Consider the following 15,318-nt stretch of genomic DNA (forward strand, 5'->3'; position numbering starts at 1 on the left):
ACCCTATGCCCAAGAAACAGGACCGCAGAGCTAGCGCCCTCCACTGACGGTGGCATTCGGGACTAGGCCTTAGTTCCGATGCGTAAAGAGGATGGTGAATGTCAATTTTGGAGTTTCTCCAACAATTTAAGCCCGTTCTACTGCAGGGAACGCTGGTCACATGCACGCAGTTCCTGCTCGCTGCTCTCATTGCGATCTTGGTCGCCCATGTGGCAGGACTTGGAAAGATTTCGAGAAACCCGCTGGTCCGCGGCGCTTCGGTGATTTACATTGAAGTGTTCCGCGGAACGTCGCTGCTGGTGCAGCTATATTGGATTTTCTTCGTGTTGCCGCTGTTTGGTATAACGCTTCCGAACTTCACCGCCGGCTACATATCCGTCGGCCTCAATATCGGTGCCTATGGCGCCGAGATTGTGCGCGGCGCCATAGAGTCAGTTCCGCGCGGACAATGGGAAGCGGGAACCGCGCTGTCGATGCCGCAGGGCGTGAGGATGCGCAGGATCATACTGCCGCAAGCGCTGGCGATCATGCTTCCGCCGTGGGGTAATCTCCTGATCGAGCTTCTCAAGGGAACCGCCCTGGTCTCCCTCATCTCGGTCGCCGATCTCATGTTCCAGACACGCCAGATCAACGCCTCGACCTATCTGTCGGCGCAGGCGTTTGGAACAGCTTTGATTATCTACTACATCCTTGCCAGGTTCCTCATAACCCCGATGATGCGCTGGGCCGAACGCTTGGTTGCCCGGAGGCTTGGAAGGGCATGACATTCAACTGGCGCTGGGATTTTACGTGGGAGATCCTGCCACAGTTGCTGTGGGCAACCCTCAACACGTTGATTGCGGCCGGGGTCGGGTATGCAATCGCTCTGGTCGGCGGCCTGCTGCTCGCTCTTGCACAACGCACAAAGTGGCCCGCACTGACATTTGTCGTCAGGGAGCTGATTGAATTCATCCGGTCCACGCCCTTGGTCCTGCAGATTTTCTTTGTTTTCTACGTCGGACCCCAGTTCGGGATTTTCCTGTCGCCCTGGGTATCCGGCATCTTTGCGATCGGTCTGCACTATTCGGCCTATCTCTCAGAGGTTTACCGCGCAGGCCTCAATTCCGTGGCTCCCGGGCAATGGGAAGTGTGCCGTGCGCTGAACATGTCCCCCCGCGTCACCTATGTACGCATCATCATCCCGCAGGCGCTTGCGCCTGCGGTGCCAGGCCTCGGCAACTACCTGGTGGGCATCCTCAAGGACACGCCCATGCTGTCGGTGATTGGTGTCATGGAGCTAATGCACACGGCCAACGCGTTAGGGTCCGAGAACTACAGGTATTTGGAACCTTTTACTTTGGTTGGCCTGATTTTCCTCTTGATCTCGCTTCCGACGGCCGGACTCGTCAGGATGTTCGAACGACGGCTGCGGCTGAGACTAGGACTGTAAAATGAGCAATACCGACTATCCCCTTGAACTGCCGGAGAATGACCGCCCCATGGTCCGGTTCATGAACGTCAGCAAGAGCTATGGAAGGCTCAACGTCATCAGCCACCTCGATTTTGACGTGGCCGAAGGAGAGATGGTTACCATTATAGGACCCTCAGGGTCCGGGAAGACCACGGTGTTGCGAGCCCTTATGACACTCGAAACTATCAATGGCGGCGTGATATACGTCGACGGCAAGCCGCTGACACACATGCCCCGCGATGGGATCCTTGTGCCGGCAGACGAGCGATACCAGCGGAAGATTCGCTCCTCGATCGGGATGTGTTTCCAGCACTTCAACCTGTTTCCGCATATGACCGCGATCCAGAACTGCATGGAAGGCCCAGTCCAGGTACTGGGGCTTTCGAGGAAAGAGGCGCTTGAGCGATCCGAAGAGCTCCTGAAAATGGTGGGTATGATCGACAAGCGCGACCAGCATCCTTCCCGTCTATCAGGGGGACAACAACAGCGCGTCGCCATAGCCCGCGCGTTGGCGATGCGGCCCAAGGTGATGCTTTTCGACGAAGTCACTTCCGCCCTCGACCCCGAAGTCATCGGCGAGGTGACACATGTCATTCGAAAGCTAGTCGCCGAGCACAATCTAACCATGATCATGGTCACCCATCAGATGGGTTTTGCTCGCGACATCTCTGACCGCGTGTGCTTCTTTTATGGCGGCTCGATAGAGGAGCAGGCGCCCCCGCAGACATTATTCACCAGCCCACAGCGCGACCGCACAAAGCAGTTCCTTTCTGCCGTCAAGGAAGCGGTTTGAAAGATCCGCATTGAGTCTTCGTCCCCAATTCCATGGCCTTGACCCGCTGAGGGACTACGGCCGTGGAGCGTTCCGACTTTACTTTTAAGCCCGTCCCGACCGGTCAGCGAAGTACTGGCCTAGAGGCTTTGGTGGATCGAGGCGCCGTTCCTCTCGTTGCCCGAAGTGTTGCTGGGCGATGGCCAGTCAGCCTGGCAACTAGCGCTTTGCGCGCCATCCGTCGCGAAAGGACCGCTGCTGTCCAACTCCGCCCATTTTCTTGATGGGCAAAAATTGATCTCTGCATGCCTCCACTTCGGAGCTTGCTACGGCGGAGACGCCTTAAGGGTCTGACGTTCTAAGTGCATCGGATAGCGAGACCATCTTGTCGTAAGATGATTTCGATCGGCAAACTGAATTTGACATAGAACCTCAGAGCAGTGAACGTACCGGTGTTCAGTTCTTGCCTAGGTTCGCTTATCAAGACTAACCAGGACTGAAGCTTGAATGACAGCACCCCTCTCCAAGAGCCTGCGCGAGCGCATCGTATTTGCGATTGAAGCTGGCGAGAGCTGCCGGTCGGTCGCGGCTCGTTTTGGGATTGCAGTTTCTTCCGCCGTTAAATGGTCGCAGCGCTACCGAAGGAGCGGTTCTATCGAGCCTCGCAAGACGGGTGGCCACCGAAAGCGCGTTCTGGAACCTCACCGGGATTTCATCCAGGAGCGAATTGACAAGGCGCCGCATTTGACACTGCATCAGTTGAAAGCAGAGCTTGAGGCACACGGTGTGAAAGTCTCACATGACACTGTTTGGCAATTCCTGCGCCGTGAGGGGCTAAGCTTCCAAAGGTGGACAGGCTCCGCGCCAATTTCGCGTGGCGACGCCAAAGCCGAGCCCGAGCAGACGCCGCATACTTGAGGGGGTTATGCCGGGACCCGATGCAGAGTCATTCTTGTCGGTGATGGGTGAGCTTGATAGCGCTTCAGGCTCTTGCTGTATCGCTCGACGGAACACCGCTGTCGTCGTGGCGCTCCCATGAAGAACCCGGCCCATAGCGCATCCCGGATTCGGAGGACAAGCCGCATCAAAATCTGGATCAAACGTCTAGCGTCGGTTGCCAGAACCTGGGCGTCGCCCTTCCCAAGTTGATCGAACCCGCCGCTACGCCGGTCGTTCGCGCGCGGGAACGCTGCAAGAAGCTGAACGTACGCCAAAGGCCGGTACCGGCAGCCGCGACGGCTTCGACGGCAATACCGAAGCGGGCCTCTGCCTCATGCCGCTGAACCGGCTTCTTCGAACACTAATTTCGAAGGCCGGCGCATCGCTCACTTTGCTCGACGGTTGCCGAATTGCGATGGAGTTGGCGCCGTTCGATCATCGGCGTTCCAGCGCGGGATCCATCATTGCCGTTCAGTGTTTGACATGGATCTCTCGCGGGAAGCTGGTCAGAGTTTCGCAGCCGTCAGCGGTGACGAGGATGGTTTCGCTCACTTCGATCCCCCAGCCGTCCATCCACATGCCGAGGATCGAATGAAGGACATTGCCTGGCTTCAGGATTGTCTTATCCCCTTGGCGCAGGCTAATCGTGTGCTCGCCCCAGTCTGGCGGATAGGCCGCGCCGATCGAATAGCCAATGCGGGATTCCTTCTTCAGGCCGTAGCTCTGGATGACCTTGCGCCAGCTCGCCTCGATGTCCTCCGCCAAGACGCCAGGCCTGATGGTCGAAAGCACGGCCTCCATGCCTTCGAGCACGGCCTTGCCGGTGTCGCCGACCTTGGCTGGCATGGCGCCCAGCTGAAGCGTCCGCGCCAGACCGGCGGCATAGCGACGAACGACGCCGGCCAGCTCGAGCGCGACGGTTTCGTTGTGGCCAAAGCGACGATCGCTCCACATGATATGCGGCGCCGATGCATTTTCGCCGCCCAGTATGGTCGGCGGCAGGGCGGTGATGTCGCCGGCGAAATCCGGCGATCCAGCTACCTGAGCGGCCTGGATTTTGGCGATGGCGTCGCACTCGCGAACGCCTGGCGCTATCACCTCATAGGCCGCGGTGACCGCCGCCTCGGCAAGACGCGAGGCTTTGCGTAGGTAGCCGATCTCGGCCTCCGATTTGACGCTGCGGATCCAGTTCACCAGAAGGTCAGCATCGTGAAAGATTGCGTTGGGCAGCCCAGCGGTCAGCCGCGCATGCGCCTTGGGGGAATAGTAGTAGGCTTCAAGCTCGATGCCGATATTGCCGCGCCCCCAGCCCTTCCTGTCGATCCAGGCGGCAATCCAGTCCATCGGATGACGGTCGGTGCGCTGGACATGATCCTCGGGAAAGCCGACGATGTTCTCGGGCTTCATCCAAGCCGTCAGCAACCCGCCGGCGGCATCCATGGCGCGACCGATCCAGACCGGCTCCTCGTCGGCGAGCCGGACCAGGACCATTTGCGGCGTGTAAAACGACCAGCCGTCATAGCCGGTGATGTAATGTTGGTTGGCGACATCGTTGACGATGAGAAGATCGAGGTTGCGGCGCACCATTTCCGCGCGGATAGCGGAAAGCCTGCTGCGGTATTCGTCGGGGTGGAATGGTAATGGTATCATGTTGAGAAAATCCTCTTCTATCGCGCTCGAGCCCGGTTTCGACAAGAGCTCATCGACGTGAGCCCATCACCAACACCAGCGTCATAACTGATCTTCACAGAATAACTCTGCTAGTGGCAGTTAGGCACCCTTTCGTAACTTAGCCTCCGATCGATTTTCCTGATTCTATTTTCTTCCGGCGCGCTCGAGCGCGCTTTTTTTCGTTGGTGCACTGGCAGTCGTGATTGATGCGGCGCGCACCCGTAAGCATCGCGGTACGCTTTTGAGAAATGCGATGCGGAGATAAAGCCGCAAGCCATCGCTATCTCAACGACCGGCAGGCGGGAACTGATGAGCAGCAGATGCGCCCGTTCCAGACGAAGATCCAAATAATAACGGCTTGGAGAACATCCCAGTTCGCGCCTAAAAAGCCGCTCGATTTGACGTCGGGAAAGGCCGGCTGATCCCACAAGTTCGTCTAATAGCAATGGCTCCGTGAGGTTTGCCTCCATCTCCTCGATTATCTTGATGACCGCCCGATGGTTTAGTTGCACTCGTGAATGGAGCGGCAAACGTTGGCGGTCACCGGCTGAACGGGTCCTACACGCGATAGCTTTTTCACAAATACGATTGACCACTATCGTCCCATGGTGACGGTCAACCAAATCTAGAAACATGTCGAAGGGAGCGTCTCCCCCGGCGCAGGTGTACAGGTCTCCATCCCGCTCAAAGGCGGTTTGAGTGGCTGACACACCCAGAAAGCGCTCAGAGAATATAGGAAACTGTTCCCAGTGAACCGCGCAACGCCGCCCTTCTGCAACACCGGCACGAGCAAGCGCAATCGTTCCACTACTTATGCCTACGAGACAACTGCGGTGGTTTCTGCACTCTCGTAACCAGGCTTCAAGCTGTTTGTGCGAGCTAGGAGCATTACGGCCGCCGACGACGACGACGGTCGGCGCTGAGATTGATCGACGAGTTCTTTCACGTTCGAACGACAACGACGATGCAGCGCATACCAACAACCCGCAACTTGAGACCACAGGACCCCCGTCGTCCGAAACGACCTGCCAGCTATACACGTCCCGCCCCAACACTTCGTTGGCGAGCCTTAGCGCCTCTACTGCCGACGAGAACGCCTGGAGCGAAAAGGCAGGGAGGAGGTAAAAGCAAAAATTTCGGCAGGTCGACTGCGAGTCTAGCATCCCGGGAGTTCCTTTTCTGCTAGCCTGATCTCTCGTTCGTGAAACGGCCATGTGCAAAACTGCGCGACCGGCTTTGGCATTTGGATTGGCGCTGAGCCACCACATTCGGGTGCCGAGGATTCTCCCGCTAAGTGTCCATTGATCTTCGCTAGCGTCGCCACCGGTGAACCGCTCAGGAGGCTGAACCTGCCTAAGGCAGACATCAGGGCGTCTGGCGCTGCAGGTTCGGCTGTCGCCCGCCTCAGACGCTAAGCCCCCTCTCTCGTGAGCTCATCCATAACGAAGCGCACTGCACTCTCAGCGATGCCAATGATCTCTTCCACTTCAGACTTGGTTGTCACCAAAGGCGGAGCGAAGCCGAGGATGTCACCATGCGGCATGGCGCGGACGATCAGGCCGCGGTCGCGTGCTGCCTTCGAAATGCGTGCACCGACCTTCAGCGACGGATCGAAACGTTTCTTCTTGCCGCGATCGGCAACGAATTCGATTGCAGCCATTAGACCGACGCCGCGCACTTCGCCGACGATCGGCAACTGCGCGAACTTCTCCTGCAGCTGCGCCTGGAAGAACGCGCCGACGTCACGGGCATTGCCGGGAAGGTCTTCTTTCTCGACGATGTCGAGGACCGCGTTGGCCGCGGCAGCCCCGATCGGATGGCCTGAATATGTATATCCGTGCGAGAATGCCCCGACCTTGTCCGCCCCGTCCTCCAGGACCTTGTAGACTTTTTCACCGACAATTGCCGCGGAAAGCGGGAAATAGGCCGAAGTCAGACCTTTTGCGATCGTGATGAGGTCTGGCTCGATGCCGTAGTGCTGCGAGCCGAACATGGAGCCAGTTCGACCAAAGCCGGTTATGACTTCATCTGCGATGAGCAGCACGTCGTGCTTCTTGAGCACGGCCTGGATTGCTTGCCAGTAGCCTTCCGGCGGAGGCGTGATGCCGCCGGTGCCGAGCACCGGCTCGCCGATGAAGCCCCCCACGTTGTCTGGCCCCAGCCGCTCGATCAGCTGATCAAGTTCCTCGCCCCGCCGCGCTGAAAATTCCAGTTCGGTCTCGCCCGGGGTTGCACCCCAGTAATGATGCGGAACACCGGTGTGAACAATCTGCGGAAGCGGCAGGTCCATGTGGTCGTGATAAAAGCTCATGCCGGTCATCGAGCCGGACACGACGCTGCAGCCGTGATAGCCGCGTTCACGCGAGATGATCTTCTTCTTGGTCGGCTTACCGCGGAGATTATTATAATACCAGACGAGCTTGGCCTGCGTCTCGTTGGCGTCCGAGCCGGACATGCCGTAGAACACCTTGCTCATCTTGCCCGGCGCCATCTTCACGAGGCGATCGGAAAGGATTGCGAGCTCGTCGGTCGTGTGGGCGGCGTAGGAATGATAGTACGCCAGACGGAAAGCTTGGCGGGAAATCGCTTCGGCGACCTCGGTGCGGCCGTAACCGACATTGACGCAATAAAGGCCGGCGAATCCGTCGATCAGCTGGTTGCCATGCGCATCTTGAATGCGGATGCCTTTGCCTGTCTCAACGATGGTCGGCTCGCCGAGCTTGCCGGTGGCAAAATCCTTGAGTTGTGTGAAAGGATGCAGGACAGCATTTCTATCCTTCTCGCTGATGTCCTTGATGTTGATACTCATGCGTCTGTCCCTTCAGTTTGCCGTATTACCGATGCACACGTATTTGGCTTCCAGATATTCGGCGAGACCATGCCTTGAGCCCTCGCGGCCGAGCCCGGATTGTTTCCATCCGCCAAAGGGTATGGGAGCGCCGGTGAATTTCGGGGTGTTGACGGCGACCATGCCGTATTCCAACTGATCGGTTAGCCGCATGGCGCGATTCAGATCTCTTGTGTAAACGTAAGCCGCAAGGCCCATTTCCGAGTTGTTGGCTCGTGCAAGCACTTCCGCCTCCTCATCGAACGGAAGGACTGCTGCCACCGGCCCAAAGGTCTCTTCCTTCGCCACCAGCATGTCGTCCGTGACATCGGCGAGAACAGTCGGGGTAAGGAAGTTGCCCCCGAGAAGACTATCCTGTCCGCCAACAACGATGCGAGCCCCGGAACAAAGAGCTTCGGACACCTGCCGTCTGCACTTTTCGGCGACGGATGGTCTGGTCATTGGGCCAATATCGACGCCGGGTTCGAATCCGTGCCCGACTTTCAGTTTACCGGTGGCCTTCGCGAATTCTTCCACGAAGCGCTCATAGTTTCCTCGCTGAACATAGATCCTATTGGCTGCCAGGCAGTCCTGACCGGATGTGGCAAATTTGGCTGCTATGCATCCAGCTACGGCTGTCTCCATGGGGGCATCATCGAAAATGATAAAAGGAGCATTGCCGCCCAGCTCAAGCGAAGCCTTCTTCACGGTTTTTGCCGACTGCTCGAGCAGGATCCGACCGACCTCCGTCGAGCCCGTGAAGGAGAATGCCCGCACATCTCTATGATCCAATAGCCGTTTTGCGAGTGGGGCAGCCTCTCCCGTGATCACCTGAAACACGCCAGCCGGGATTCCTGCCTCCTCGGCAAGGCGGGCAAGCGCCAGAGCGGACAAGGGCGTTTCCGGGGCTGGCTTCACAATCATCGTGCAGCCCGCAGCCAAGGCGGCTCCTGCTTTCCTGGTGATCATCGCCGACGGAAAGTTCCAAGGCGTGATAGCGACCGTCACTCCGACCGGCTGCATCTGCACGGAGAGCCGGCTGCCCGCAAGATGGCTCGGAATGGTCTCGCCATATGCTCGCTCACCCTCTGCCGCAAACCAGTCAAGAAAGCTGGCGGCATATAAAATTTCACCGTGCGCCTCGGTTAATGGTTTGCCTTGTTCAGCGGTCATGATGGTGGAAAGGTCTTCCGCATTCTCGCGAATACCGGCGGCCCATCTCCGCAGACATGCGCCCCGTTCCCAAGGAAGAACATTGCGCCAATGTTCAAACGCAGTCCTCGCGAAGCTGACCGCGTCATCTACATCAGACACCTCACAGGCAGCCACGTGAGCCAAGTCCTGGCCAGTAGCCGGGTCAACCACCAAGATCGTCTCAGCCTTGGAGAGCCAAGCTCCATTCACATAGGCGCACTTTTGAAGGAGGTCCTGCCTTTTGAGCTCCTTTAACGCGGCAGTTGCTGTACCTTTCATTACTAACCTCACAATCGACCGTTCATTTCCGGCAAAATAGCCGTGCAACTGCGTCGATTGGCAGCGCGATCGAGGGCCACCAAGGCGTTCTCCTGCGAATAAGGGCATGCGACTGAGGTTTTTTGCCGTTTGATCTCTGTCGGCTTATGGGCAAGGTTCAGCAAGGAAAGATGACATTGTCACCTGTGGCCATCCACGATCACACTCAGCCTCGAGGGGCGGCGAACGGTAAGTTGCAGTTGGCCACGCTAAGCGGACACTTCGGCTTCGCAGTATACCTCAGGATTGTAATGGGCTTCGAAAGGTGGGGAAGTTGATTGTAAGATCGGTGACCTGGTGGGGAGATCTTGTGCTTAGATCGCCACTGCGGTTTGTGAAAACAGATTGGGGCAAATCCCAAAAATCACACTAAATCGAAAATCTTCTTGCCGAAAATATTTCTGCTGCGCTCCCAATGGGTGGCAACCGCTTCCCAGGCGACGAAAGAACGAGGGGAAGAGGATTTGCTGCGCAAGCGGCCGCAAATATGCAGATCTTGTGCGGCATCACCGGCTGGGCAGCAGAACCCCAGCGTCCAAGGCGTGCTAGCCTGTGAAGAACACAAAAGGACTTGGAAAAGCAACAGCCCGATGCTGGGGAGCCCACGATGAGCCACACGATCAACCACCTGAAGAAACTGAGGCTGCAGCGCAGCGAGTTGGCCGTTCCCGGCTCCAGTCCGGAGATGATCGACAAGGCGGCGAACAGCGCCGCCGACTTCGTATTCCTCGACATCGAGGATGCGGTCGCCCCGCCTGACAAGGAACGCGCCCGCAAAAACATCATCCAGGCGCTCAACGACATCGACTGGCGCGCCAAGGGCAAGACCGTCTCGGTGCGCATCAACGGCCTCGATACCCATTACATGTATCGCGACGTGGTCGACGTCATGGAACAAGCGGGCGACCGCCTGGACACCATCCTGGTGCCGAAGGTGGGCGTTCCAGCGGATCTCTACATGGTCGAGGCCATGGTCAACCAGATCGAGATGGCTAAAGGTTTCAAGACCCGTGTCGGTCTAGAAGCGCTGATCGAGACCGCGCTCGGCATGGCCAATGTCGAGGCGATCGCCGCCACGCCGGGCCGGCTGGAAGCCATGCATTTCGGCGTTGCCGACTATGCCGCCAGCAACAAGGCGCGCACCGTCAACATCGGCGGCCTCAACCCCGATTATCCCGGTGACCAGTGGCATTTCGCTTTGTCGCGCATGACGGTCGCCTGCCGCGCCTACGGCCTGCGCGCCATTGACGGACCGTTCGGCGATTTCTCCGATCCCGAAGGCTACAAGGGAGCCGCAAGGCGCGCCGCAGCACTTGGCATAGAAGGCAAATGGGCGATCCATCCCTCGCAGATCGCGCTCGCCAACGACGTCTTCTCGCCACCGGAAAAAGAGGTCACCCGCGCCAGGCGCATCCTCGAAGTGCTGAAAGAGGCCGAGGCGCAGGGCAAGGGAGCGGCAGCCCTCGACGGCAAGATGATCGACGCCGCGTCGGAGCGCATGGCCAGGAACGTATTGGCGGTTAACGAGGCGATCGAGCGCGCCGGCCAGGCGCATCTGGCGGCGCAGTAAAAATACCGGGAGGACATGATGGACATCCACGAATACCAGGCCAAGGAACTGCTTGCCCGTCATGGCGTGCATGTGCCGCGCGGCGGGCTGGCCTACAGTCCGGAGCAGGCAACATACCGTGCCAGCGAGATCGGCGGCGGCAAATGGGTGGTCAAGGCGCAGATCCATTCCGGTGCGCGCGGCAAGGCCGGCGGCATCCGCATCTGCTCGTCCGACCAGGAAGTGTCCGATGCGGCCGAGGCGATGCTGGGCAGGAAGCTGGTGACGCATCAGACGGGGCCGCGCGGCAAGTTGGTGTCGCGGCTCTATGTCGAAGAGACCGTCGACATTGGCCAGGAAATCTATCTCGCCTTTGTTCTCGACCGTAAAGCCGAGCGGGTGATGATCGTCGCGTCTGCGTCCGGCGGCATGGAGATCGAAGAGATCGCCGAAAAGCAGCCAGATTCAATCATTCGCGCGACGGTCGACCCTGGCGCGGGAATGCAGCACTATCAGGCGCGCGAGATCGCCTTCGAGCTTGGTCTCGAAAACAACCTAATTGGCAAGGCGACCGAAACCCTGCTTGGTTGCTACCGCGTGTTTCGCGACTACGACGCCTCGATGCTGGAGATCAATCCGCTGGTCGTCACGCGTGACGGTAATCTGATGGCACTGGACGCCAAGATGTCGTTCGATGAGAACGCGCTGTTTCGTCGTCCCCAAATTTCCGAATTGCGCGACAAGTCGCAGGAGGATCCGCGCGAAACCTTTGCCAGCGACCGTGGCCTGTCCTATGTCGGCCTCGACGGCAATATCGGCTGCATCATCAACGGCGCCGGCCTCGCCATGGCGACGATGGACATGATCAAGATCGCCGGCGGCGAGCCGGCAAACTTCCTCGACATCGGCGGCGGCGCCTCGCCCGAGCGGGTCGCGAAATCGTTCCGGGCCGTGCTTGGCGACAAGAATGTCGAGACCATACTGGTCAACATCTTCGCCGGCATCAACCGCTGCGACTGGGTCGCCGAAGGCGTTGTCAAGGCGATACGCGAGGTCGGTGTCAACGTGCCGCTGGTGGTGCGGTTGGCCGGCACCAAGGTCGAGGAAGGGCGCCGCATCCTGGCCGATTCCGGCGAGGCGGTGATCGTCGCCGAAACGCTTGCCGAAGCCGCCGAAAAGGCCGTCGCCGCCTGGCGGTCCGCCACGATGAAAAAATCAGGCTGAGGGGACGATAGAATGGCAATTCTGCTTGACCGGGACACCGGCGCAATCGTGCAGGGATTTACCGGCAAGATCGGCAGTTTTCACGCTGAGGACATGAAGCGGTACGGCACCAATGTGGTCGGCGGGGTCACCCCCGGCAAGGGCGGCCAAACACATCTCGGCCTGCCGGTGTTCAACACCGTCAAGGGCGCGGTGCGCGAAACAGGAGCCGATGCGAGCATCGTCTTCGTGCCGCCGCCCTTTGCCGCCGATTCAATCATGGAAGCGGCGGATGCCGGCATCAAGGTCTGCGTCTGCATCACCGACGGCATTCCCTCGCAGGACATGATGCGGGTGAAGCGCTACATGCGCCGCTACCGCTTCGAGGACCGCATGCGGCTGATAGGGCCGAACTGCGCCGGCATCATCACGCCCGGCCAGGCGCTGATGGGCATAATGCCCGGCAGCATCTACCTTCCCGGCCGCGTCGGCATCGTCGGCCGCTCCGGCACGCTGGGCTACGAGGCCGCATCACAGATGAAAGCGCTGGGAATCGGCGTGTCGACCAGCGTCGGCATCGGCGGCGACCCGATCAATGGCTCGTCCTTCAAGGACATCCTGGAACTGTTCGAGCAGGATGACGACACCGACGCCGTGGTCATGATCGGCGAGATTGGCGGCCCTCAGGAAGCCGAAGCCGCGCTCTGGGCGCGCGATAATATGCGCAAGCCGCTGATCGCCTACATCGCCGGGCTGTCCGCGCCGAAGGGCCGCCGCATGGGCCATGCCGGCGCGATCATCTCGGCCTTCGGCGAGTCTGCTCAGGAGAAGGTCGAGATCTTGAAGGAAGCCGGCGTCATCATCGTGCCGACGCCAGCCTCCTTCGGCGAGGTCGTGGCCGGCGTGATGGCGGATCGGGACGAAGGCGGCATAGCGCAAAATACCGGTCAATTTGAGGATCGGGTAAAAGGAGCCGGTCCGTCGCATCCAACATGACGGAGCCTGCAAATAGCGCGACTTTCGGCGGCGCTTCGATCACATCGATGTCGTGGCCCCGCATCTTGCGAAAGCCAAGTTGCGAGTCTTTAGCTGATTGACAGTTGAATAAACGAAACCACGCAGTCGTGGATCAGCACGTCACCGCTACTATCATGCCAAGCGAGCTTCGGCATGGTGGTGTGGCAGTAGCTCGGTCTTGGGCTGTCCAAACCGGGGATTGTCTCCGCCGTCAATGCAACTACAGGGGTCATGCGCAACGCCTTGCCTAGACGGTTTCACGACACCCTTTGGGCACGATATTTGCACGGCCATAGGCCGTCCCAGATGGTCCATCTGGTCTGACGACGCCAGCCTGCCCGTCTGCAGTGTTCTCCAGAAGAGCCCCGCCCTCGGCGTCGCTCTTCCCCATGGAGATCAAGCGGCGGTTCACATGTCCACCGTTGTCCGGCTATTTGGCACCAACAAAAGGCTGCATCCCAGCCCCGGACATCGGCCGAGCCGTTTAATAAAGGAGGTGAACCTGCGCATGGAGCCCCAACAACGCAGGTTTTCTGCGATTAGACGAAGAGGTCCGCGCGAAGCAAGCATCTGAAGCATGCTAGGTTGGAAACCAGCACGGATTGGGCGGGAATGCTTGGTCCGGTCAGCCAACCTAGGTGCAGAGGACGACTACATAATGGACTTTGAGAAACCGTTTAAACCGGCGGAGTATCGACGCCGTGTCCAAGACGTGAAGAGACGTATGGAGGAAGCAGGATACGACCTGCTAATCTGCCAAGATCCCGCGAATATGTGTTGGCTGACCGGTTACGACGCTTGGTCCTTCTATACGCCTCAAGTGGTTCTATTGCATCTGAAGTCGGACTCGCCGGTGTGGATCGGACGGCTGGTTGACGTAAACGGCGCTCGTGCGACGACGAACCTGGCTGCTGAGGATATCATCAACTTCTCCGATGACCGGCTGCATCACGTGGAACTGCATCCCTACGACGAAGTAAGCGAAATCATAAAATCACGCGGATGGGGATCCGATCGCATTGGGGTCGAGCTCGATGCGCACTTCTACACCGCCCGAGCGCACCAGCACCTCGTCGCGGGTCTTCCAAACGCCAAGTTCTCTGACAGCCGCGGCCTCGTTAATTGGGCGCGACTCGTCAAATCCGACGCCGAACTCGTCTACATGAGGGAAGCGGGCCGGATTGTCAGCCACACCATGCGCCAGGCGATCAATAACCTGAAGCCAGGAGTTCCTGAATACGAAATCGTCGCTCAGATTTATGCCGATCAGACAAGAGGCGTTGATGGGAAGTACGGTGACTATACAAGCCTCTGTCCATTGATCCAAGTTGACGAGAAGACGAACGCTCCACACCTCACATGGTCGGACAAGCCCCTGCCCAAGTCGGGGCTGGTTCTCCTGGAGATTGGAGCGGCCAGGCGCCATTATCACGCGCCTCTGACGCGTACGGTCTACATGGGAAAGCCTCCTAAGGAGGCCCAACACCTCGCCAATGCCATTATCGAAGGTGGCGACGCCGTGCTAGAAATGGCAAAGCCGGGTGTAATCGTCGACGAACTGAACACCGTTTGGCTGAGCGTTCTGAACCGCCACGGGTACGTCAAAAAAGGCCGTTCCGGCTACTCAATCGGCATGAATTTTCCGCCAGACTGGGGCGAGCGTACTGTGAGCATTCGCGCCGGCGAAAAGACCGTGCTGCAGGCTGGCATGTGCTTCCATTTCCAATCAGGGGTGAGGCCTCCTGCCTTCGGAGCCGCAATCTCAGAGTCGTTTGTTGTTACCGAAAAGGGTGGCGAGCGGCTCGCCGACGTCGCACGAGAGTTGATTGTCGTAGACTAACTGAAACCTTTCAGGCAGCCGGATGGGAAGGTGGCCGAAGTGCTTCGCTTCCCAATCCGTTAACTTTTTATCTTACCCGGAAGGCGCTGAGGTTACCCGTCGGTCGACTATCATTTTCTGGCCACTCATAACCCATTCCATGCCGCAGATCTTTCCCAATCGACGCGGGATCGTGCCCCCGGAAGGGTGTAGCTGAGGACTTGGTCGCCGCACTCTCTGGCCGGTTCATCAGCGCCGCTGCCTTCAGGCCAATGAGCGGATGATGGCTCATGTGGCCTAGCAAAGCTCCTTCATCGCCATGTGTGGATGCAGCTTTGCGTGGAGCTGCCGTATGGCGACGAGCTGGGACCTCCGCCGGGCCTGGTCAGCAGCGGCCCTATTGGTTGTTCCCGCCACCTCCTGCACGACGGCCGTCAGCAGCTCATAGGAGCCCTCCGCAGCTTGGGAGGCGCAGCTCGATGTGCCGACGCGGGTCTCGCAGTCGCGCTCGGGACAAGCCGTTGCGCCGCGCAGTGCGCAACGGATTCTTCTCGCCGGG

The 15,318-nt window shown here is 59.0% G+C and carries 10 protein-coding genes and 2 pseudogenes; 8 read left to right on the forward strand and 4 right to left on the reverse strand.

Translation table 11 applies throughout. From position 1 onward, the window contains the following. The first annotated feature begins 98 nt into the window (after positions 1 to 98). From ehuC to EJ073_RS22650, 4 genes and pseudogenes are all read left to right on the forward strand, one after another. Positions 99 to 764: an ectoine/hydroxyectoine ABC transporter permease subunit EhuC gene (ehuC, locus tag EJ073_RS22635; RefSeq protein WP_126057678.1), complete on the forward strand. Its 666-nt coding sequence runs from the start codon at positions 99 to 101 to the stop codon at positions 762 to 764. Beyond that, entirely contained in the window at positions 761 to 1,429 is a 669-nt protein-coding gene (gene ehuD / locus EJ073_RS22640; RefSeq protein ID WP_126057679.1) for an ectoine/hydroxyectoine ABC transporter permease subunit EhuD, read from the forward strand. Before ehuC ends, ehuD begins: the two co-directional genes overlap by 4 nt. A gap of 1 nt (position 1,430) precedes the next feature. Further along, a complete protein-coding gene (ehuA, locus tag EJ073_RS22645) occupies positions 1,431 to 2,243 on the forward strand; it encodes an ectoine/hydroxyectoine ABC transporter ATP-binding protein EhuA (RefSeq protein WP_126057680.1) in 813 nt (270 codons plus the stop codon). A gap of 486 nt (positions 2,244 to 2,729) precedes the next feature. Further along, a pseudogene (locus EJ073_RS22650) lies at positions 2,730 to 3,071 on the forward strand (transposase); the annotation flags it as partial. Between the two features lie 561 nt (positions 3,072 to 3,632). Here EJ073_RS22650 and EJ073_RS22655 read toward each other — a convergent pair. The 4 genes from EJ073_RS22655 to EJ073_RS22670 form a co-directional block, all read right to left on the reverse strand. Next, positions 3,633 to 4,811, reverse strand: a complete 1,179-nt coding sequence (locus EJ073_RS22655; RefSeq protein ID WP_126057681.1) for a M24 family metallopeptidase — start codon at positions 4,809 to 4,811, stop codon at positions 3,633 to 3,635. Between the two features lie 110 nt (positions 4,812 to 4,921). Then, positions 4,922 to 6,100, reverse strand: a complete 1,179-nt coding sequence (locus EJ073_RS22660) for a GlxA family transcriptional regulator (RefSeq protein WP_348627214.1) — start codon at positions 6,098 to 6,100, stop codon at positions 4,922 to 4,924. 143 nt (positions 6,101 to 6,243) lie between these two features. Then, on the reverse strand, positions 6,244 to 7,641 hold the full coding sequence (locus tag EJ073_RS22665; RefSeq protein WP_126057683.1) for an aspartate aminotransferase family protein: 1,398 nt from the start codon (positions 7,639 to 7,641) through the stop codon (positions 6,244 to 6,246). A 12-nt stretch (positions 7,642 to 7,653) separates the two neighbouring features. Next, positions 7,654 to 9,132: an NAD-dependent succinate-semialdehyde dehydrogenase gene (locus EJ073_RS22670; RefSeq protein ID WP_126057684.1), complete on the reverse strand. Its 1,479-nt coding sequence runs from the start codon at positions 9,130 to 9,132 to the stop codon at positions 7,654 to 7,656. Between the two features lie 646 nt (positions 9,133 to 9,778). Between EJ073_RS22670 and EJ073_RS22675 the strand changes: the two genes are divergently transcribed. The 4 genes and pseudogenes from EJ073_RS22675 to EJ073_RS22690 all read left to right on the forward strand — a co-directional run bounded on the left by EJ073_RS22675 (position 9,779) and on the right by EJ073_RS22690 (position 14,780). Further along, the gene (locus tag EJ073_RS22675) at positions 9,779 to 10,741 is read left to right on the forward strand and encodes a CoA ester lyase (RefSeq protein WP_126057685.1); all 963 of its coding nucleotides are present in this window, start codon (positions 9,779 to 9,781) and stop codon (positions 10,739 to 10,741) included. Positions 10,742 to 10,759: 18 nt separating this feature from the next. Next, positions 10,760 to 11,944: a malate--CoA ligase subunit beta gene (locus tag EJ073_RS22680; protein ID WP_126057686.1), complete on the forward strand. Its 1,185-nt coding sequence runs from the start codon at positions 10,760 to 10,762 to the stop codon at positions 11,942 to 11,944. A gap of 12 nt (positions 11,945 to 11,956) precedes the next feature. Continuing rightward, positions 11,957 to 12,823 (forward strand): annotated as a pseudogene (gene sucD / locus EJ073_RS22685) (succinate--CoA ligase subunit alpha); the annotation flags it as partial. Positions 12,824 to 13,598: 775 nt separating this feature from the next. Then, positions 13,599 to 14,780 carry a Xaa-Pro peptidase family protein gene (locus EJ073_RS22690; RefSeq protein WP_126057687.1) on the forward strand — a complete coding sequence of 394 codons (1,182 nt, stop codon included), beginning with the start codon at positions 13,599 to 13,601 and terminating at the stop codon, positions 14,778 to 14,780. The last annotated feature ends 538 nt before the right edge of the window (positions 14,781 to 15,318 follow it).

Origin of the sequence: Mesorhizobium sp. M4B.F.Ca.ET.058.02.1.1 (genome assembly GCF_003952505.1) — a bacterium.
Classification (GTDB): Bacteria; Pseudomonadota; Alphaproteobacteria; order Rhizobiales; family Rhizobiaceae; genus Mesorhizobium.